The sequence below is a fragment of the Sphingomonas sp. Leaf357 genome, from assembly GCF_001423845.1.
In the GTDB taxonomy this organism is placed as follows: Bacteria; Pseudomonadota; Alphaproteobacteria; order Sphingomonadales; family Sphingomonadaceae; genus Sphingomonas.
On sequence record NZ_LMPM01000001.1, the window covers coordinates 2,253,488 to 2,273,228 of the forward strand.

At 64.1% G+C, this 19,741-nt stretch carries 21 protein-coding genes; 9 read left to right on the forward strand and 12 right to left on the reverse strand.

Annotated features, from left to right (window positions below):
• The first annotated feature begins 66 nt into the window (after window positions 1-66).
• The 4 genes from ASG11_RS10580 (at window position 67) to ASG11_RS18745 (ending at window position 2,482) form a co-directional block, all read left to right on the forward strand.
• Window positions 67-618: a DOMON-like domain-containing protein gene (locus tag ASG11_RS10580; protein WP_055778766.1), complete on the forward strand. Its 552-nt coding sequence runs from the start codon at window positions 67-69 to the stop codon at window positions 616-618.
• Window positions 615-1,811, forward strand: a complete 1,197-nt coding sequence (locus ASG11_RS10585; protein ID WP_055778769.1) for an exo-beta-N-acetylmuramidase NamZ family protein — start codon at window positions 615-617, stop codon at window positions 1,809-1,811. Before ASG11_RS10580 ends, ASG11_RS10585 begins: the two co-directional genes overlap by 4 nt.
• A 56-nt stretch (window positions 1,812-1,867) precedes the next feature.
• On the forward strand, window positions 1,868-2,209 hold the full coding sequence (locus tag ASG11_RS10590; RefSeq protein ID WP_055778772.1) for a PilZ domain-containing protein: 342 nt from the start codon (window positions 1,868-1,870) through the stop codon (window positions 2,207-2,209).
• 129 nt (window positions 2,210-2,338) lie between these two features.
• Window positions 2,339-2,482 (forward strand): hypothetical protein, encoded by a 144-nt coding sequence (locus ASG11_RS18745; RefSeq protein ID WP_156363732.1) that lies wholly within the window; start codon window positions 2,339-2,341, stop codon window positions 2,480-2,482.
• A 4-nt stretch (window positions 2,483-2,486) separates the two neighbouring features.
• Here the strand turns inward: ASG11_RS18745 and ASG11_RS10595 are convergent, their stop codons facing one another.
• The 11 genes from ASG11_RS10595 to ASG11_RS10645 all read right to left on the reverse strand — a co-directional run bounded on the left by ASG11_RS10595 (window position 2,487) and on the right by ASG11_RS10645 (window position 13,100).
• Window positions 2,487-2,789, reverse strand: a complete 303-nt coding sequence (locus ASG11_RS10595) for a hypothetical protein (protein WP_055778775.1) — start codon at window positions 2,787-2,789, stop codon at window positions 2,487-2,489.
• A gap of 41 nt (window positions 2,790-2,830) precedes the next feature.
• Complete coding sequence (locus tag ASG11_RS10600) at window positions 2,831-4,009, reverse strand: vWA domain-containing protein (RefSeq protein ID WP_055778779.1); 1,179 nt, start codon at window positions 4,007-4,009, stop codon at window positions 2,831-2,833.
• Window positions 4,010-4,150: 141 nt separating this feature from the next.
• Window positions 4,151-4,717 carry a CHAP domain-containing protein gene (locus ASG11_RS10605; RefSeq protein WP_055778782.1) on the reverse strand — a complete coding sequence of 189 codons (567 nt, stop codon included), beginning with the start codon at window positions 4,715-4,717 and terminating at the stop codon, window positions 4,151-4,153.
• Between the two features lie 200 nt (window positions 4,718-4,917).
• A complete protein-coding gene (locus ASG11_RS10610; protein WP_055778783.1) occupies window positions 4,918-5,772 on the reverse strand; it encodes a DUF817 domain-containing protein in 855 nt (284 codons plus the stop codon).
• Between the two features lie 12 nt (window positions 5,773-5,784).
• Complete coding sequence (locus tag ASG11_RS10615; protein ID WP_055780712.1) at window positions 5,785-6,639, reverse strand: AAA family ATPase; 855 nt, start codon at window positions 6,637-6,639, stop codon at window positions 5,785-5,787.
• Window positions 6,640-6,720: 81 nt separating this feature from the next.
• On the reverse strand, window positions 6,721-7,386 hold the full coding sequence (locus ASG11_RS10620) for a DUF6975 family protein (RefSeq protein WP_055778785.1): 666 nt from the start codon (window positions 7,384-7,386) through the stop codon (window positions 6,721-6,723).
• A 112-nt stretch (window positions 7,387-7,498) separates the two neighbouring features.
• Entirely contained in the window at window positions 7,499-8,047 is a 549-nt protein-coding gene (locus ASG11_RS10625) for a PAS domain-containing protein (protein WP_055778787.1), read from the reverse strand.
• A gap of 145 nt (window positions 8,048-8,192) precedes the next feature.
• Window positions 8,193-10,220, reverse strand: a complete 2,028-nt coding sequence (gene rpoD / locus ASG11_RS10630; protein WP_055778788.1) for an RNA polymerase sigma factor RpoD — start codon at window positions 10,218-10,220, stop codon at window positions 8,193-8,195.
• Window positions 10,220-12,112: a DNA primase gene (gene dnaG / locus ASG11_RS10635; RefSeq protein ID WP_055778790.1), complete on the reverse strand. Its 1,893-nt coding sequence runs from the start codon at window positions 12,110-12,112 to the stop codon at window positions 10,220-10,222. Before dnaG ends, rpoD begins: the two co-directional genes overlap by 1 nt.
• Window positions 12,109-12,528, reverse strand: coding sequence for a GIY-YIG nuclease family protein (locus tag ASG11_RS10640; protein WP_055778794.1), 420 nt, complete (start codon window positions 12,526-12,528; stop codon window positions 12,109-12,111). The genes dnaG and ASG11_RS10640 overlap by 4 nt, the downstream gene beginning before the upstream one ends.
• A 119-nt stretch (window positions 12,529-12,647) precedes the next feature.
• Window positions 12,648-13,100 (reverse strand): GatB/YqeY domain-containing protein, encoded by a 453-nt coding sequence (locus ASG11_RS10645; protein WP_055778798.1) that lies wholly within the window; start codon window positions 13,098-13,100, stop codon window positions 12,648-12,650.
• 118 nt (window positions 13,101-13,218) lie between these two features.
• Between ASG11_RS10645 and carA the strand changes: the two genes are divergently transcribed.
• The 5 genes from carA (at window position 13,219) to ASG11_RS10670 (ending at window position 19,319) form a co-directional block, all read left to right on the forward strand.
• A complete protein-coding gene (carA, locus tag ASG11_RS10650) occupies window positions 13,219-14,418 on the forward strand; it encodes a glutamine-hydrolyzing carbamoyl-phosphate synthase small subunit (RefSeq protein WP_055778801.1) in 1,200 nt (399 codons plus the stop codon).
• Window positions 14,415-14,792 carry a ribonuclease E inhibitor RraB gene (locus ASG11_RS10655; RefSeq protein ID WP_055778804.1) on the forward strand — a complete coding sequence of 126 codons (378 nt, stop codon included), beginning with the start codon at window positions 14,415-14,417 and terminating at the stop codon, window positions 14,790-14,792. The genes carA and ASG11_RS10655 overlap by 4 nt, the downstream gene beginning before the upstream one ends.
• Entirely contained in the window at window positions 14,792-18,124 is a 3,333-nt protein-coding gene (carB, locus tag ASG11_RS10660) for a carbamoyl-phosphate synthase large subunit (protein WP_055778805.1), read from the forward strand. The genes ASG11_RS10655 and carB overlap by 1 nt, the downstream gene beginning before the upstream one ends.
• A 79-nt stretch (window positions 18,125-18,203) precedes the next feature.
• Entirely contained in the window at window positions 18,204-18,680 is a 477-nt protein-coding gene (greA, locus tag ASG11_RS10665; RefSeq protein ID WP_055778808.1) for a transcription elongation factor GreA, read from the forward strand.
• A gap of 9 nt (window positions 18,681-18,689) precedes the next feature.
• Entirely contained in the window at window positions 18,690-19,319 is a 630-nt protein-coding gene (locus ASG11_RS10670) for a rhomboid family intramembrane serine protease (RefSeq protein WP_055778811.1), read from the forward strand.
• 160 nt (window positions 19,320-19,479) lie between these two features.
• On the opposite strand, the gene ASG11_RS10675 is transcribed toward ASG11_RS10670, so the two are convergent.
• Window positions 19,480-19,704, reverse strand: coding sequence for a DUF4170 domain-containing protein (locus tag ASG11_RS10675; RefSeq protein WP_055778813.1), 225 nt, complete (start codon window positions 19,702-19,704; stop codon window positions 19,480-19,482).
• Between the last annotated feature and the right edge of the window lie 37 nt (window positions 19,705-19,741).

Sequence of the window (19,741 nt, forward strand, 5' to 3'; positions counted from 1 at the left end):
GACTTTCCCTCTACGCTTGTTAAGAAGGGCAGTGCTTCGACAGGCTCAGCACAGACGGAATTTGGGATGAGCGTTTCGAGCACTTACTTGCTGGTCGCCCATCCGGACACTCCGCCGAATGCCGTGCGGGCGGTTCGGGCAGAAATCGTCGACGACAACGGCGATGAGTTGCTGATCACCTTCATCGTCGAGGGCAGCGAATATGTCGCGCTCCCCGAATGGGTGACGTCCGCCCGCGCCGATGGCCTTTGGAAGACGACGTGTTGCGAGCTTTTCCTCGCGCCGCTCGGGTCCGACGCCTATTTCGAGTTCAATTATTCGCCGTCGACGCGGTGGGCCGCGTACCGGTTCGACGGATATCGCACTGGGGGACGCGATTTGCTGCTGACCGTGGAGCCGCATGTCGATCGGGGTGACGACGAATCCGATTATCTGGTCGAGGTGGATCAGGATTTGTCCGATCTTGGATCGGGATTGTTGCTGATGGGCCTCTCCGCCGTCATCGAGGAAACCGACGGGACCAAATCCTATTGGGCGCTGGCCCACGCTCCCGGACCGCCGGATTTCCACAACCGGGATTGCTTTATCGCGACCCTCCCGGCACCAGCCGTGTCATGAAATTCGGTATCGATCGCCTGCTCGCCGACCCTGAACTACGCGCGCCGCTGGAGGGGAAGCGAGTGGCGCTGCTCGCGCATCCCGCTTCGGTGACGGCGGATCTCACGCACAGTCTCGATGCCCTGATCGCGGCGGGGCTGAACGTTTCGGCGATGTTCGGACCGCAGCATGGGGTGCGCGGCGACCTGCAGGACAATATGATGGAGTCGCCCGACTTCACCGACCCGCACTACAATATTCCGGTGTTCAGCCTGTACGGCGAAGTGCGGCGGCCGACCGGGCAATCGATGGGCACCTTCGATACGATGCTGATCGACCTGCAGGATGTCGGGTGCCGGATCTACACGTTCGTCACGACCTTGCTCTATGTGCTGGAGGCGGCGGCCGCGCATGGCAAGGCGGTGTGGGTGCTGGACCGGCCCAATCCGGCGGGGCGGCCGATCGAGGGGCTGACGTTGCTGCCGGGGTGGGAGAGCTTCGTCGGGGCGGGGCCGATGCCGATGCGGCACGGCATGACGCTGGGTGAACTAGGCCATTGGTTCATCGAACACTACAAGCTCGACGTGGAGTATCGCGTCATCGCGATGGAGAATTGGGCACCCGGGGACGAGCCGGGGTTCGGCTGGCCCGAGGATCGCGTGTGGATCAATCCCAGCCCGAATGCCGCCAACGTCAACATGGCACGGGACTATGCAGGCACGGTGATGCTGGAAGGGACCACCCTGTCCGAAGGACGCGGCACGACACGGCCGCTGGAACTGTTCGGCGCTCCGGACATCGAGGCCAAGGCGGTGATCGCCGAGATGCGCCGGATCGCGCCGGACTGGCTGGCGGGGTGTACCTTGCGCGACTTCTGGTTCCAGCCGACGTTCCACAAGCATGTCGGGCAGCTTTGCCATGGGGTGTTCATTCACGCCGAAGGCGCCGGATACGATCATGCCGCGTTCCGGCCGTGGCGCGTGCAGGCGGCGGGGTTCAAGGCGATCCGGGCGCTGTATCCCGATTACGATCTGTGGCGCGATTTTCCGTACGAATACGAGTTCGGCAAGCTGGCGATCGACGTGATCAACGGCGGGCCTGGCCTGCGCGAATGGGTCGACGATGCGGCGGCAAGGGCCGGCGATCTCGATGCCGTGACGCGGCCGGACGAAGCGGCGTGGGCGGAGACGATGCGACCGTTCCTGCTGTATTGATTAACCCTTTCAAAGGGGTTTTGGGCCAGACTGTCGTTCGAACAGGAGTTTGATCGATGAGCGAGACGGTTGCTGGCGGACGGGCGAAGCGCGACAGCGTGTTTCGAACCGCCAGCATCATGCTGGACACCGGCCGACGGATCGAATGCCGGGTGCGCAACACGTCGCCGACCGGCGTCGGCGTGTCGCACAAGGGCGACCTGAGCACCGGAATGGCGATTCGCATCGCGGTCGGCAAGACGCCGGAAGTCGAAGCGATGGTCGCCTGGGCGACGGAAGATCATGCCGGAATCGCGTTCGGCGCGGCGCCCAAATCAGATGATTTCAAGGTCGGGAGCGTGTTGCCGACAGTGCAGGCGGGCTGGATGGCCGAAATCGACGATTGGTACAGGAAGTGACGGTAAACGACGCGACGTAAAACGACTGAGCGCGGACTCGCGTCATCCTGTCACAAAGCGTTGTGAACCGTCGTAATTTTGCAGCATGCCCCGAATCGACAGGGGAATTCGTTTGCGGGGACGACTTCGATGGTATCGGATCATCACTATTACCAGCGGCGCGCGATGCAGGAGCAGGTCGCCGCGCGCAACGCGCTGACCGACGAAGCGCGCGAACGCCGGCTGGCGCTGGCGCAGATGTATCGCGCGAAGCTGGCGGCGCTGACCGCCTGACCGACTAGCGGAGCGGCGAGAGTTTCGGCGGAGCCTTGAGCGCCGGCCGAGCATTGCCCTTGATGCCGATCCCTTCCCGCAAGACCACCGGCTGCGGGCAGCCATCCACATTTCGATATACGGCGAGGATCTGAGCGGCGGAAGGCTCCCGCCCGAGAGGCTTGGCCTTGAGCGGCTTGACCGGGTCGCCGACCAACGTCTGTTCCGAACCGCATTTCGTATCCAGAACCGTACGACGAGCTGCCGCATCGACGGCGGATGGGGCGAGCAACGGGGCGATCAGAGCCAGCGAGATCAGACGGCGCATGATAGCGATCCTTTCACCTGCGACCTCCCCAGTTCACACCATCAGCGCTTGCGCGTCAATTCCCGCATCGCGTCGTCCAGCCCGGCCAGGGTCAGCGGAAACATGCGGTCGGTCATCAGTTCGCGGATGATGCGCACGCTCTGGGAATAGCCCCATTGTTCCCTGGGCACGGGGTTGAGCCAGGCGGCCGCCGGGTAGGTCGTCGCCATGCGGTGCATCCACACCGCGCCGGATTCCTCGTTGAAATGTTCGACCGAGCCGCCGGGATGGGTGATCTCGTACGGGCTCATCGACGCATCGCCGACGAAGATCAGCTTGTAATCGTGACCGAATTTATGGAGCACGTCCCACATCGGCGTCCGCTCGGCGAAGCGGCGCTTGTTGTCCTTCCAGACGCCTTCGTACGGGCAATTGTGGAAGTAGAAGAATTCGAGATTCTTGAACTCGGTCGTCGCGGCGGAAAACAGTTCCTCGCAAAGCTTGACCCACGGATCCATCGAACCGCCGACGTCCAGAAACAACAACAGTTTGACGGCGTTGCGGCGCTCGGCGCGCATCACGACGTCGAGCCAGCCCTGCCGCGCGGTGCCGTCGATCGTGGCGTCGATATCCAATTCGTCGGCGGCGCCTTCGCGAGCGAACTTGCGCAGGCGGCGTAGCGCCACCTTGATGTTGCGGGTGCCGAGTTCCTTGGTGTTGTCGAGATTCTTGAACTCGCGCTGGTCCCACACTTTCAGCGCGCGCTTGTGCTTGGATTCGCCGCCGATGCGCACGCCTTCGGGATTGTAGCCGCCATTGCCGTACGGGCTGGTGCCGCCGGTGCCGATCCATTTGTTGCTGCCCTGATGTCGGCCCTGCTGCTCCTCGAGCCGCTTCTTGAGCGTCTCCATGATCTCGTCCCACGAGCCGAGCGACTTGATCGCCTCCATCTCTTCGGGGGTGAGATATTTCTCGGCGACGGCTTTCAGCCAATCCTCGGGAATTTCGGCATTCTGCGTGCCGAAGGTGGTGGCGATGCCCTTGAACACCTTCCCGAAGACCTGGTCGAACTTGTCGAGCAGCCCTTCGTCCTTCACGTATACCGCGCGAGAGAGGTAGTAGAAATCCTCCGGCGTGCGATTGATCACCTCGGCGTCGAGCGCCTCCAGCAGGATCAGATGCTCCTTCAGGCTGGCGGGAATGCCGGCGGCGCGAAGCTCGTCGAGGAAGTTCAGAAACATTGCTGCACGCCTGGAAGTTCACACAAAGTCACGCACTCCACGGGTCCGTGCGAGGTTCGCGGTGGCGACCGCAGGCACGGCGTGGCGATAGCGAGTGATGGCAGACTTGGACGGTGTAGGACAGCCCCGGCAGGCGCAATATCAATATGCGTCGATCAATGCGCCCACATAGTCCGGATTGCGGCCGGTGAGTTCGGGGGCGGTGTGGGCGCGGGCGGCGGTTCTGGTGCCGTCCGGAATGCCGTAGATGAAGCCGTAGACGGGATAGATGCTGCTGCCGAGGCCGTCGCGGTCGCGGTACCACACCTTCACCTCGGTCCAGTCGTTTTCGGGGCTGACGTCGGTGAGAGTCACGTCCTGTTCGGCATGGCCGCGTTCGCCGTTCTGGCGCGACCAGTTGGCGTGCGTGACCATCACGACCCGGCTGGTGACGACGCGGCTGACGACCGCGACATGGCCGAGGCGCAGGCGGGCGGATTTCTCGAACACGATGACCGCGCCGACCTTCGGAACGTCGCCGCGTTGGTAGCGGCCATCGGCCTGGCCCCACCACGTCCAGGCGTCACCGTAGATCTGGATGCCGGAGGCGGCGCGGGCGAAAGGGACGCATTCGCCGACATAATCGAGCAGGGAGGCGGCACGTGCGGGGCTGGTGGCGATGCACGCCGAGGCGAGCAGCATGGATAGCGGTAAGAAATTGCGCCTCATTACCGAACCCCCTGACCTTGCTTTCGGCTGTCGGGAAGGTGGGGGATAATGGTTAACAAGACGTTAATTGGAAAGGGACTGGGTGAGGCGATGTCGTTTACTTCGTCACCCCGGGCTTGACCCGGGGTCCCGCTGTTCCCGCTTCCCGAAGAAGCGGGACCCCGGATCACGTCCGGGGTGACACGGGTGGTGGTCCGGCCTCACATGCTCTTGCGCGGGAGATGGGCGAGTGACACCAGCACGAACGAGATGATCATCAACAGATACCAGGCACCGAGCTTGTCCGGCGCGACGGGGGCCCAGCCGGCGGCCTGCGCGGGATAGACCCAGGCGCGCGAGAGGGTGGCGATGTTTTCCGCGAGCCAGATGAAGCCGGCGACGAGGAACCAGCCGAGCAGCAGCGGCATCCAGCGGTCGCGGCGGAACGACACGAAATGGATGCGCGTGCGCCAGAACAGCAGGGCCGTGGCCGCGAACAGGCCAATGCGGATGTCCGGCAGCCAGTGGTGGGTGAAGAAGTTGGCGTAGATCGCGACCGCCAGCACGATCGTCGTCCAGCGCGGGGGGTAATGATCGAAACGGAAGCGAAAGATGCGCCAGACCCGCGCGATATAGCTGCCCACCGCCGCGTACATGAAGCCGGAGAACAGAGGTACGTCGCCGATCCGCAGCAGGCTCGGCTCGGGATAGACCCATGATCCGTGCGCCGTTTTGAACACCTCCATAATGGTGCCGACGATGTGGAAGGCGAGGATCAGCTTGGCTTCGCCGAGACTTTCGAGGCGGAAGGCGAGCATGCCGAGCTGGATCGCCAGCGCGCCGATGGTGAGCACGTCGTAGCGCGCGATCGGCGCATGTGCGGGATAGACCAGGTGGGAGGCGAACAGCATGAGCAGCAAGAGCGCGCCGAACAGGCAAGCCCAGCCCTGCTTGAAACCGAATAGCAGGAATTCATAGACCGCCGCGGTCCAGCCGCGCGTCGGCTGTTTGGCTTCCAGTGCGGCCCGCACCCGCGCGAACCGCGTTGCGCCGGGCGGTGCCGCATCCTCGGTCAAATCGGGTGACCGTCAGCCCTTGTTCTGCTGCCGCTTGGCCATGAAGGCCAGCCTCTCGAACAGCATCACGTCCTGTTCGTTCTTGAGCAGCGCGCCGTGTAGCGGCGGGATCGCCTTGGTCGGATCGCGGTTCTGCAACACATCGAGCGGCATGTCCTCGTGCAGAAGCAGCTTCAGCCAGTCGAGCAGCTCGCTGGTCGAGGGTTTCTTCTTCAGCCCGGGCACGTCGCGGACGTCGTAAAAGATGTCCATCGCGCGGTTGACGAGGATCTTCTGGATGCCCGGGAAATGGACGTCGACGATCGCCTGCATCGTCTCGCGATCGGGGAATTTGATATAGTGGAAGAAGCAGCGGCGCAGAAAGGCGTCGGGCAGCTCCTTTTCATTGTTGCTGGTGATGACGACGATCGGGCGTTCGACCGCGCGCACCGTCTCCTTCGTCTCGTAGACATGGAATTCCATGCGATCGAGTTCCTGCAACAGATCGTTGGGGAATTCGATATCGGCCTTGTCGATCTCGTCGATCAGCAGGACGGGGGGCTTGGGGCGGGTGAAGGCCTCCCACAATTTGCCCTTGCGGATGTAATTGGCGATGTCGTGGACGCGTTCGTCGCCCAACTGGCCGTCGCGCAGGCGGGCGACGGCATCATATTCGTACAGGCCCTGCTGAGCCTTGGTGGTGGATTTGATGTTCCACTCGATCAGTTCGGCATCGACCGCCTTGGCGATCTCGTAGGCCAGCACGGTCTTGCCGGTGCCGGGCTCGCCCTTGACGAGCAACGGGCGGCGAAGCGTGACGGCGGCGTTGACCGCGACCTTCAGGTCGTCGGTCGCGACATAGCTCTGTGTGCCCTCGAAGCGCTTCATGCCGGCATCCAATCCCGTTTCGACTATCGGGTATGGCGATAGAGGGAAGTCGCGGGCGAGCGCAAGCGCGGCTTTGATATATCAGAGATGGTCGCGGGCGCTGGCGCGAGCCTCGAGCAGGTCCCACAGTCCGCGATGTTGCGCGAGCAATTGCTGTGCTCCGAACGCCATGGCGCGCTCGACGCCCGGCGTCTCGCCGAGCGTGCCGATGACGGTGGCGATCTCGTTGTCGATCGGCAGAACGCACTCGGGCGGGGTGATGCCGAAGCGGTGCGCGGCCAGATCCAGCGTAGGACGGATTGTCGCCCAATCGAGCAGCAGCGCGGTGGCGGCACCGGTGGCGCACCCCGCGCGGTCCGACTGCGCCAGCATTTCCAGCGCGTGACGCTGACCGATCACGGCGGCTTCGGATTCGGCCTGGCCGGGTGTGGAGGGGGCGTGGCCGGCGGCGACGGCGAGCTTCGCGAGGTAGTTGCGTTCCTCGGTGAACGCTTCCGAGGCGGCGTGCAGCCAATCCTGCGCGAGCGGCTGGGCATTGCGGATCGCGGCGTGTTCGATCACGCCCGGGTGGCGGCCGTGAAGCATGCACAGAGCGTGGACCGCGTCGGCCAGGTCGCGCAGCGGCGCGGTGCGCGCGGCGAGCTTGCGCATCATCGGGTGCGCCCCGCTGCCGTCGGCGGCGGACAATGCGGCGATGATGCCCCAACTGCCCTCCGCTTGCGCCAGATGTGCCGATTCGAAAACCATAGTCCCCCGGTGTGGATACTGGCGTCGCCCATATGCGCGCCCGATCTCCTGTTCGGACCAAGGGATATACCGAACCGCGTAAAGACCTGGTGTACCGGCGATTAAGGGTGTCTCAATCTGCGTGAACGGGCGCGGTGACATCCTCGATGCGCACCGCGACGCCGCGACGGTGCGGCTCGATCGTCAGCGTGAGCAGGCCGCCGGCGCGGCGCGGGGAGGGCAGATCGACGATCTGAGCGACTCCGGCCGCCAGGACATGGCGCAGCGTCTTGAGCAGCGTCTCGCGCGATGGGATCGGCACCAGCGTGTCGAGCGAGATACCGGGGGCGACCCGTTCGCCGAAAAAGGCGCGCGCGGTCCGGCTGGTGGCGGTGATGCGCAGATCGGCGTCGGCGATGACCACCATGTCGCGGATCAGATCCAGCAGCGCGGTGGAGTCCGGCCCCTGGATCTCGCGGTCCGGGATGTGCGGGGCGACGAGCGCTTCCATCACCTCGATCGAGGTCAGCACGAGGCGCGGGCGCCCGCGGAACATGACATAGACCGGCGTGCGGGCGGCGCGTTCCTGCCACAGACCGAAATGACGGACGAGTTCCGATGCGGTGACGATCTCCGATCGTGTGACGTCGGTGCGCGGAGCGTGTGCTGGGGGAGCGGACATGGCGACAAGGCAAACATCCGTTGCGTGGCGGATGCAATGAGGCCGGTCCGGAGCGGTGGCAATTTCGGGTCCGCGATCCCCGAACCCACGGGAAATACGCGGCAAATCCGCCGTCCCCATCTGCGCGGGGACGGCGGCGATGCGGTTACTGGTCGAGGAAGCTGCGCATCTTGCGCGAACGGCTCGGATGCTTGAGCTTGCGCAGCGCCTTCGCCTCGATCTGACGGATGCGCTCGCGCGTGACCGAGAATTGCTGGCCGACCTCTTCCAGCGTGTGATCGGTGTTCATGCCGATGCCGAAGCGCATCCGCAGCACGCGTTCCTCGCGCGGGGTGAGCGACGCCAGAACCCGGGTGACGGTCTCCTTGAGGTTCGCCTGGATCGCGGCATCGACCGGGATGATCGCGTTCTTGTCCTCGATGAAATCACCGAGATGCGAATCCTCTTCGTCGCCGATCGGCGTTTCAAGGCTGATCGGCTCCTTGGCGATCTTCATCACCTTGCGCACCTTCTCCAGCGGCATGGAGAGGCGCTCGGCCATCTCCTCCGGGGTCGGCTCGCGGCCCTGCTCGTGCAGGAACTGGCGGCTGGTGCGGACCAGCTTGTTGATCGTCTCGATCATGTGGACCGGAATGCGGATCGTGCGCGCCTGATCGGCGATCGACCGGGTGATAGCCTGGCGGATCCACCATGTCGCGTAGGTGCTGAACTTGTAGCCGCGGCGATATTCGAACTTATCCACCGCCTTCATCAGGCCGATATTGCCCTCCTGAATCAGATCCAGAAACTGCAGGCCGCGATTGGTGTACTTCTTGGCGATCGAGATGACGAGACGCAGGTTCGCCTCGACCATCTCCTTCTTGGCGATACGCGCCTCGCGCTCGCCCTTCTGCACCATGTTGACGATGCGGCGGAATTCCGGAAGCGCCATGCCGGTCTGCTGGGAGATTTCGGAAATCTCCATGCGGATCCGGTCGACCGAATCGGTCTCGGCGGCGACGAACGCGGCCCATTTCTTGTCGAGCTTGCCGAGGTTCGGGATCCACTGCTCGTCCAGTTCGTGGCCGATATAGCGATCGAGGAAGTCCTTGCGCGGCACCTTGTGGCGCTCGGCCAGACGCAGCATCTGGCCGCCCAGCGCCGTCAGGCGGCGGTTATACGCGTAGAGCTGATCGACGAGATATTCGATCTTGGCGTTGTGGAACTGGACGCTCTCGACCTCGGCCGTGAGTTCCTCGCGGAGCTTCTGGTATTTGCGCTCGTCCGCATTCGACAGTTCGCCGCCGGCGCCCATCGCGTCGAGGCGCTGGACCTGCATCTTGCTGAATTTCTTGTAGAGCGCGGTGATGCTGGCGAAGCGTTCGAGCGCGATCGGCTTCAGCTGCTCTTCCATCTGCGCGAGGCTGAGGGTGTTGTCCTCCTCCTCGTCATCGGACGGGCGCGGCGTGCGCCGCTCCTGCATCGAATCCTCTTCCTCGTCGGCCGGTGCCTCCTCGGGCTCCTCCTCTTCCTTGAAGCTGGGGCCAGCGGTCTTCTCGCTGATCTCGCCGGAACCTTCTTCATCGTCGGTGAGCGATTCAGGCGCGGGATCCTTCGACAGCATCGCATCGAGATCCATGATCTCGCGCAGCTGCATCGTGCCCTCGTTGAGCGCGGTCGACCAGTCGATGATCGCGTTGAAGGTGATCGGCGATTCGCACAGGCCGAGGATCATCGTGTCGCGGCCGGCCTCGATCCGCTTGGCGATGGCGATCTCGCCCTCGCGGCTGAGCAGTTCGACCGCGCCCATCTCGCGCAGATACATGCGCACGGGATCGTCGGTGCGATCGACGACCTCCTTCTTCTTGACGTCGATATGCTGCGAGCCGTCGTCCGACGCGTCGACCGATTCGACCTCGTCGTCATCGGCAGGCTTCTCGTCGCCTTCCTCGCCGGCTTCGTCGTTTTCGACGATGTTGATGCCCATCTCGCTCAGCGCCGACGAGATATCCTCGATCTGGTCGGACGACATCTCGCCCTGCGGCAGTGCCTCGTTGAGCTGTTCATAGGTGATGTAGCCGCGCTTCTTGGCGCGCGCGATCACCTTCTTGATCGATGCGTCGTTGAGATCGATCAGCGGAGCATCGCCGTTTTCCGTGGTGTCGGTCGCGTCCGCCATGTCCGTCTTCGCCATTAATTGCCCTCAGCACCAAAAGCCCTGGCGTCTTCGTTCGCCTGCACCAGATTTGCAAGCCGAGCGTCGAGCGCCTGTTGTTCCATCACGAGCGCCACTTGCCGCTCGAACGCTTCATCCGAGTGAAGCCTCTGCATTTCCGCCGTAGCATCGGCCAGCGCCGCATCCACTTCGGGGCGCGCCACCAGGATCGCGATCGCCTCGTCGAGGTCTTCGCGCGCCCGCCCAAGTTCCGCATCCTTCGAGGTGAAGGAGAGCGAAAGCTGGTCCGGCCGCAGCAATTCGTGCGCGATTATATCAAATCCAGATGTCGCCAATATGGTGAGAAGGCGGTCACTATCAAGCGCCTCACCGCGATTGGCGTCTTCGAGGGCCAAATCGACCACCGCTTCGAACAATCGACCGAGCGCGCCATCGGCCAGTTTCAGCGAGCCGAGCACTTCCATGTGGCGCGCGATCTCGGCCGGATGGCGGATCAGTCCGGCGAGCACGGCCTTGGCGAGAACGCGATCGATCCCACCGGCGCGGATGCCCTTGGGGCCCTCGCCGACCGGGCCGGGCGGGGCCCTCCACGGCTGGCCCGGCTTGCGTGCTCCGCGCGGCTGGGGCGTAAATGGGCGGAAGGGTTCGCGCTTGCGGGCGTAGAGATCGTCGAAGCGGCGACGGAATTCTGCGAGATATTCGTGTTTGACGTTCTGGTCGGCGATCAAACCGGCGAGCTCGTTGAGGCGATGTTTGAAACCGGCCTTCTGTTCGGGGGTGTCGAGCGGTTCCAGCGCGAGTTCGTGCGCCCAGAGCTTGTCGACCAAGGGATCGGGGGCTTTCAACAGCGTTTCGAAGGCGGCGGCGCCCTTGGCGCGGACGAGATCGTCGGGATCCTGGCCCTGGGGGAGCGTGACGAACGCCAGGCTGCGGCCGGGCGCGAGCATCGGCAGCGCGCGGTGGGCGGCGCGGATCGCGGCCTTCTGGCCGGCGCTGTCGCCGTCGAGGCACAGGATCGGCACGTCGCTCATCCGCCACAGCCGTTCGAGCTGTGCCTCGGTAAGCGCGGTGCCGAGCGGCGCGACGGCTTCCTCGAACCCGGCCTGGGCGAGAGCGATGACGTCCATATAGCCTTCGACCACCAGCACGCGGTTCGCCTTGCGCGCGGCGGGGCCGGCGCGATCGAGATTGTAGAGCGTGCGGCCCTTGTCGAAGAGCGGGGTCTCCGGGGAATTGAGGTATTTCGGCTCGCCGTCCCCGATGATGCGCCCGCCGAACGCGACGGTGCGTCCGCGCGGATCGCGAATCGGGATCATCAGGCGGCCGCGGAAGCGATCGTACGGGGCCTTTTGTTCGACCGAGATGAGCAGGCCGGCTTCGACCAGCATAGGGTCGCCATAGCCTTTCAGCGCCTCCTTCAACTTGCTGCGCGAATCGGGGGCGAAGCCGAGCGCGAAGGCGCGGGCGGTCTCGGGCTTGATGCCGCGCTTTTCGAGGATGCTGCGCGCCTCGGCGCCGGCGATGCCGTTCAGCTGATCGGTGAACCACAGCGCGGCATCGGCGCACGCCTCGTGCAGGCCCTTGGCGGCTTCGGCCTTTTCAGCGGCGCGGGGGTCCATCGCGGGCATCTCCATGCCGGCGGATTGAGCGAGTTCCTTCACCGCATCCATGAACGGCAGGCCGCGCTGGTCGGTCATCCAGCGGATCGCGTCACCGTGGGCGCTGCACCCGAAGCAATGGTAGAAGCCCTTGTCGTCGTTGACGTAGAAGCTTGGCGTCTTCTCGTTGTGGAACGGGCAGCACGCGCGATACTCGCGGCCGGCTTTCTGAAGCTTGGTGGTGCGTCCGATCAGCGCGGAGAGGAGCGTGCGGGCGCGCAGCTCGTCGAGGAACTGGGGGGAAAGGCTCATAGGCCCCCCTCTCGGGTTTCAATAATTTCCTCCCCGTTCGTTTCGAGCGTAGTCGAGAAACAAGCCCCAAGCGCTGCGCCATGTTTCTCGACTTCGCTCGAAACGAACGGGGAACGATAGGTGACATTCGAACGCTCATGCGGTGGTTTGGCAAAGTGAGACACCAGGCTCCAATTGCCCGCGATCAAAGCCTGCTTTTTTGCACGAGACCAGCCACCGACGACACGCTCCGCCTTCAAAGCCTCGATCCTGGTGGCAAAGGATTCGCTCCACACCAACTCCACCGGCAATCGCCGCGACGTGAAATCGCAATGGCTACCAGTCTGATGCTCGCTGAGGCGGCGTTCGAGATCGTCGGTATGGCCAGTGTAGAATTTGCCATCGGCGCACGCCAAAATATATGCCCAGAACGCCATGTCCTCTCATGCCCCAATTGAACTGTTCGTGTCGAGCGGCGCCGGGGCGCATCAGCGTAGGCGCTTGTAGCTGCTTCTCGACGTCGCTCGAAACGAACGGAAAGAGGGGCAACTGATTGTTACGAAAGCGCCGCCTTCACCAGCCCGCTCGCCTTGCTCATGTCCAGCTCGCTCGCGTGGCGGGCTTTTAGCTCGGCCATCAGGCGACCCATGTCCTTCATGCCCTCGGCACCGATCTCGGCCTTGATCGCGGCGATCGCGGCGGTGGTCTGGGCCTCGTCCATCTGTCTGGGCAGGAAACGTTCGATCACCGCGACTTCGGCGGCTTCCTTGTCGGCGAGTTCCTGGCGGCCGCCCTTCACGAACATTTCGATCGATTCGCGGCGCTGCTTGACCATTTTCTGCAGCACCTCGATCACTAGCGCGTCGTCGCTCTCCGGAGCCTTGCCGGTGCGGGCTTCGATGTCGCGGTTCTTGATCGCCGATTGCATCAGGCCGATCGCGGCCCGTGCTTCCTTGTCGCCGGCCTTCATCGCGGTGATCTGCGCGGCCTTGATGTCGTCCCGAATCATTAATCGTCCTTTTTGAACCGGGCGTCTCCCTAGCGGCTTTAAGCGATTGACGCATCCGCCAAGCACGACTAGCCCCCGCCGCTTAGCGACATCGAAACCAAATGGAGTGCCCGCCGACATGGCCGACGCCAAGCCTATTGCCGTGCCCGCCAAAGCTCCGGGGGGAGCCACCGGAGTTCTGGTGCTCGCGAATGGCGAGATGGCGTGGGGACGCGGCTTCGGCGCGGAAGGGCAGGCGGTGGGCGAGGTGTGCTTCCACACCGCGATGACCGGATATCAGGAGGTGATGACCGATCCCTCGTTCGCCGGGCAGATGGTGACGTTCACGTTTCCGCATATCGGCAATGTCGGCGCGAACCCGGACGATATCGAGGCGAACGATCCGCATGCCCTGGGCATCATCGTGCGCGAGGACGTGACCGCCCCGAGCAATTTCCGCTCGGTCGAGCATCTGGACGGCTGGATGGCGCGGCACGGGCGGATCGGGCTGTCGGGCATCGACACGCGCGCGCTGACGCGGCGGATCCGCACCGGCGGCGCGCCGAACGCGGTGATCGCGCATTCGGCCGCGGGCGAGTTCGATATTCCGGCGCTGCTGGAAAAGGCGCGGGCATGGCCGGGGCTGGAGGGCATGGATCTGGCGATCGATGTCACGACCGAGACGCATTACGGCTGGGACGGCGGCGTGTGGCGGTTGGGCTTCGGTTACGACGCGAACGACGAGGAGGGCGCGGACCAGGCGGCTGGCCGCCCGCACGTCGTGGCGATCGATTACGGCGCCAAGCGCAACATCTACCGCAATCTGGTGAAGGCCGGCGCGAAGGTCAGCGTGCTGCCGGCGACCGCGACGTTGGAACAGGTGATGGCGCTGAAGCCCGACGGCATATTCCTGTCGAACGGCCCGGGCGATCCCGCCGCGACCGGCGAATATGCGGTGCCGGTGATCCGCGCGCTGCTCGAGACGCGCATTCCGCTGTTCGGCATATGCCTGGGGCACCAGTTGCTGGCGCTTGCGGTGGGGGCGGAGACGACCAAGATGTTCCAGGGCCATCGCGGTGCCAATCACCCGGTGAAGCGCATCGCCGACGGCGTGGTCGAGATCACCAGCATGAACCACGGCTTCGCGGTGCGCAGCGAGACTTTGCCGGACACGGCGCGCGAGACGCATGTGTCGCTGTTCGATGGGAGCAATGCCGGGTTCGAACTGACGGATCGCCCGGCGTTTTCGGTGCAATATCATCCGGAGGCGAGCCCGGGGCCGCAGGATAGTTTGTATCTGTTCGAGAAATTCGTCGGCAGCTTGAAAGTCAGTTCATGACCCTCCCCGAAGTCTCGCCCGAGCGCCTCGCCGAGGAATGGGCAGCCGACAAGGACGTGCTGCAAAGCCTCGCCGAGAATGGCGATGTTGCGCATCTGGTGCGGTTGATCGACGTGAGTTTTCGCGGGAGCGAGGCGGCGCTGGATCGGCTGGAGGAAAGTGCGGAGGAACTCGGCTTCGAGGTGATCGAGCGCGAGGAGGACGAGGAGGATGGCGAGATCTCGCTGTTCCTGGGCTGCGAGCAGGCCGCCGACGCGGCCGCGATCAAGGCGCTGACGCTGAAATGCCTGCAGATCGAACTGCTGTACGACGTGGAATATGACGGCTGGGGCTGCACGGCCGAAGACGGCACCGGCCAAAACGGACAGGATTGATGCCAAAACGTACCGACATTTCCTCCATCCTCGTCATCGGCGCGGGGCCGATCGTGATCGGGCAGGCGTGCGAGTTCGATTATTCGGGTACGCAGGCGATCAAGGCGCTGCGCGAGGAGGGCTATCGCATCGTCCTGGTCAATTCGAACCCGGCGACGATCATGACCGACCCGGAACTGGCGGACGCGACCTATGTCGAGCCGATCACGCCGGAGATCGTGGCGAAGATCATCGCCAAGGAGCGCCCCGATGCGGTGTTGCCGACGATGGGCGGGCAGACCGCGCTGAACACCGCGTTGGCGCTGTTCAACGACGGGACGCTGGAGAAATACGGCGTGCAGATGATCGGCGCGGATGCCGAGGCGATCGACAAGGCGGAGGACCGGCAGAAATTCCGCGACGCGATGGATCGCATCGGCCTGGAAAGCGCGCGATCGATGGTCGCGCATACGCTGGACGAGGCGATGGCGGGGCTGGCGCATACCGGCCTGCCCGCAATCATCCGGCCGAGCTTCACGATGGGCGGATCGGGCGGCGGCATCGCCTACAACCGCGAGGAATTCGAGGCGATCGTTCGCTCAGGGCTGGATGCCTCGCCGACGACCGAGGTGCTGATCGAAGAGTCGCTGCTCGGCTGGAAAGAATATGAGATGGAGGTCGTGCGGGATCGCAACGACAATTGCATCATCATCTGTTCGATCGAGAACGTCGATCCGATGGGCGTGCATACCGGCGATTCCATCACCGTCGCGCCGGCACTGACGCTGACCGACAAGGAATATCAGATCATGCGCAACGCGAGCATCGCGGTGCTGCGTGAAATCGGCGTGGAAACAGGCGGTTCCAACGTGCAATTCGCGGTCAATCCGAAGGATGGCCGGCTGATCGTGATCGAGATGAACCCGCGCGTGTCGCGCTCGTCGGCGCTCGCGTCCAAGGCGACCGGCTTCCCGATCGCCAAGGTCGCGGCGAAGCTGGCGGTAGGGTACACGCTGGACGAGATCACCAACGACATCACCGGCGCGACTCCGGCAAGCTTCGAGCCGACGATCGATTATGTCGTGACGAAGATCCCGCGCTTCGCGTTCGAGAAGTTCAAGGGGGCCGAACCGATCCTGTCGACCGCGATGAAGAGCGTCGGCGAAGTGATGGCGATCGGGCGGAATATTCACGAGTCGATGCAAAAGGCGCTGCGGGGCCTGGAGACCGGGCTGAGCGGCTTCAACATGGTCGAAGCGCTGGCCCGCGCGCCGCGCGAGGAGATCGAGGCGGCGCTGGCACGGGCGACGCCGGACCGGTTGCTGGTCGCGGCACAGGCGCTGCGCGAAGGCTTCACCGTCGCCGAAGTGCATGCGATCGCGAAGTTCGATCCGTGGTTCCTGGATCGCATCGCCGAGATCATCGCCGCCGAGGAGCAGGTCTGCCGCCATGGCCTGCCGATCGAGGCGGCGGGCTTACGCAAGCTGAAGGCGATGGGCTTCAGCGACAAGCGGCTGGCCTATCTCGCGCTGAAATCGGTCAATCTGCGCGGCATGGAGCGCGGGATCGCGCGGGGCTCGGGGTTGATCCACGATGCGGTGGTCGCGATGAGCGGCGGCGTGACCGAGGAGGAGGTGCGTGCGTTGCGCCACCGGCTCGACGTGCGCCCCGTGTTCAAGCGGATCGACACCTGCGCGGCGGAATTCGATGCCAAGACGCCGTACATGTACTCGACCTACGAGGCGCCGAGCTTCGGTGCGCCGGAGGATGAAAGTCATCCGTCCGACCGGCGCAAGATCGTGATCCTGGGCGGCGGGCCGAACCGGATCGGACAGGGGATCGAGTTCGATTACTGCTGCTGCCACGCGTGCTTCGCGCTCGGCGACGCGGGCTATGAGACGATCATGGTCAATTGTAATCCGGAGACGGTGTCGACCGACTACGACACATCCGACCGGCTGTATTTCGAGCCGCTGACCGCCGAGGACGTGCTGGAAATCCTGCATGTCGAGCAGCAGTCCGGCACGCTGGTGGGCGTGATCGTGCAGTTCGGTGGGCAGACGCCGCTCAATCTGGCGCGCGCACTGGAGGCGGAGGGCATCCCGATTCTCGGCACGAGCCCGGACGCGATCGATCTGGCGGAGGACCGCGAGCGCTTCTCGGCGCTGGTGACGAAGCTGGGCCTGTTGCAGCCGGCCAATGGCCTTGCGCGGAGCCGCGACGAGGCGGTCGCGGCGGCGGAGCGGATCGGATATCCGGTGCTGATGCGCCCGAGCTACGTATTGGGCGGACGCGCGATGGAGGTGGTGGATTCGCTCCAGCAGCTCGATGATTACATCCAGACGGCGGTGCAGGTGTCTGGCGACTCGCCGGTTTTGATCGATCAATATCTCCGCGACGCGATCGAGGTGGATGTGGATGCGATCTGCGACGGCACGGACGTGACCGTCGCGGGGGTGCTCCAGCATATCGAAGAGGCCGGCGTGCATTCGGGCGATTCGGCCTGTTCGATCCCGCCTTATTCGTTGTCGCCCGAGATCATCGCGGAGATCGAGCGGCAGACGGTGGCATTGGCCCATGCGCTGTCGGTGGTCGGGCTGATGAACATCCAGTTCGCGGTCAAGGACGGACTGGTCTATCTGATCGAGGTGAACCCACGGGCCAGCCGGACGGTGCCGTTCGTCGCCAAGGCGATCGGCGCGCCGATCGCCAAGATCGCGGCTCGGGTGATGGCGGGGGAAAAGCTGGCCAATCTGCCCAAGATCGACCGCCACATCGATTATTATGCCGTGAAGGAAGCGGTGTTCCCGTTCAACCGCTTCCCCGGGGTCGACCCGGTGCTGTCTCCGGAAATGAAATCCACCGGCGAAGTGATGGGGATCGATCGATCTTTCCCGGTCGCCTTCTACAAGGCGGAACTCGGGGCGGGGACGGTGCTGCCGAAATCGGGCACGGTGTTCGTATCGGTCAAGCCGAGCGACAAGCCGGTGATCCTGCCCGCCGTGACTTTGCTGGCCGAGCAGGGCTTCAGGATCATCGCCACCGATGGGACGGCAGCGTTCCTGACCACCAACGGCGTGGCGGTGGAGCGGATCAACAAGGTGGGGCAGGGGCGGCCGCATATCGTCGACCGGATGAAGGACGGCGATATCGACCTGGTGTTCAACACGACGGAAGGCTGGCAGAGCCTGAAGGACTCGCAACCGATCCGCGCCGCGGCGCTGATGCAGAAGATCCCGCACTTCACCACGGCGGCCGCGAGTGTCGAGGCGGCACAGGCGATTACCGCTCTTGCAAACCACGCGCTTGAAGTAATGCCTCTGCAATCCTATTATTCGCACTCGCACACTTAATCCCCCACAGACGAGAAACGTGCGGGCGGGCCCAGCAAGGGCCGGCCAACAGGGGGAATTTGACGAAGGACGAAAAGGGATGGCGACCGTCGAAAAGATGCCGATGCTGCAAGAAGGCTATGAAAAGCTCAATGCGGATCTGAAACGGCTGAAAGCGGAGCGCCCGACCATCGTCGACGCGATCGAGGAAGCACGCGCGCACGGCGACCTCTCGGAAAACGCGGAATATCATGCCGCCAAGGAGCGCCAGGGCCAGATCGAGGCGTCGATCAGCGACATCGAGGACAAACTGTCCCGTGCGCAGGTGATCGATCCCAAGGAATTGTCGGGGGACAAGGTGGTGTTCGGCGCCACGGTCACGCTGCTCGACGAGGACGACAAGGAAGCGACGTACCAGATCGTCGGCCAGACCGAGGCGGATGCCAAGGGTGGGCGCATCTCGTACAACTCGCCGCTCGGACGGGCGCTGATCGGCCGCAAGGTGGACGAAGAGGTCGAAGTGACCGTGCCCGCCGGCGACCGCTGGTATTCGGTCGCCAAGATCGAGTTCATCTAACTGGACGGCGTGCATCTTCCGCGCGGGCGCGTTACCGATGCGCTCGTCGCCTTCGCCGTCTTCGCAGCGGTGATGGTGATCGCCGTGCTGGGCAGCCAGATCGCTGCGATTCAATACGGCTTCATTCCGCAGGATTTTCTGGGCGGGGGCTGGGACGGCGATCCGGTGCGCGCGTGGCTGTCACCGCTCGCGTCCGCGTTCATCGCGCGGGACGTGCTGTCGGCGGCATTCAACATCGTGCTGCTGCTGATTACCGGGCGCTACGTCGAAAAGGCGTTGCGGCCGGCCGGGTTGCTGATCGTGGTGGTCGTCGGGATCTATGCCAGCGCGCTGGCGCGCCTCCTACTGACGCCGGGATCCGTGCTGCCGGGTGCTGGTCTCGATCCGGCGGTGTTCGCGCTGATCGGGGCGTATTTCATGCTGTATGGCTTGCCGGCCGCCCTGCCGATCGGGGCGGGTCAAAGCCGTGCGGTGCGGATCGCGATGCTGGCGGGGATTTGGTTCGCGATCCAAGCGGTCTTCATGGTGATATCGCAAAGTTTCGAGATGTCGTTGACGTTCGTCGAACCGATCGGCGCGCTAGTGGCCGGAATGGCCATCGCTCAGCCGTTGCTGAAATGGCAATACCGCCGGGCTTAACACGATCGGCCCGATCCAATTCTCTGCCGGAAAAAGCCGTCGGCCTGGTGGCATAGATCGACATTGCGTCGCGCAGCGACCGATCATTCCCGTTTCCCGACCGAGCCCGGCTTGCGCTGAGACATTGTAGACTCCGCGCGGTAACTTTAGCCGGGACCGGTCAGGGCTTGGCGATGAGATCGGGCTGCACGAGACGGTGCAGATGGACGACGACATACTTCATCTCGGCATCGTCGACGGTGCGCTGAGCGGCGGCGCGCCAGGCCTTTTCGGCGCTCTTGTAATCGGGAAACATGCCAACGACGTCGATCGAATTGAGATCGTCGAAGTCGAGCGTCTGCGGGTCGCTGACGCGGCCGCCGAAAACGAGGTGGAGTTTGCTCATGATCGTGAATTCCCCGGGGAAGCAGAAGTCACCGCGT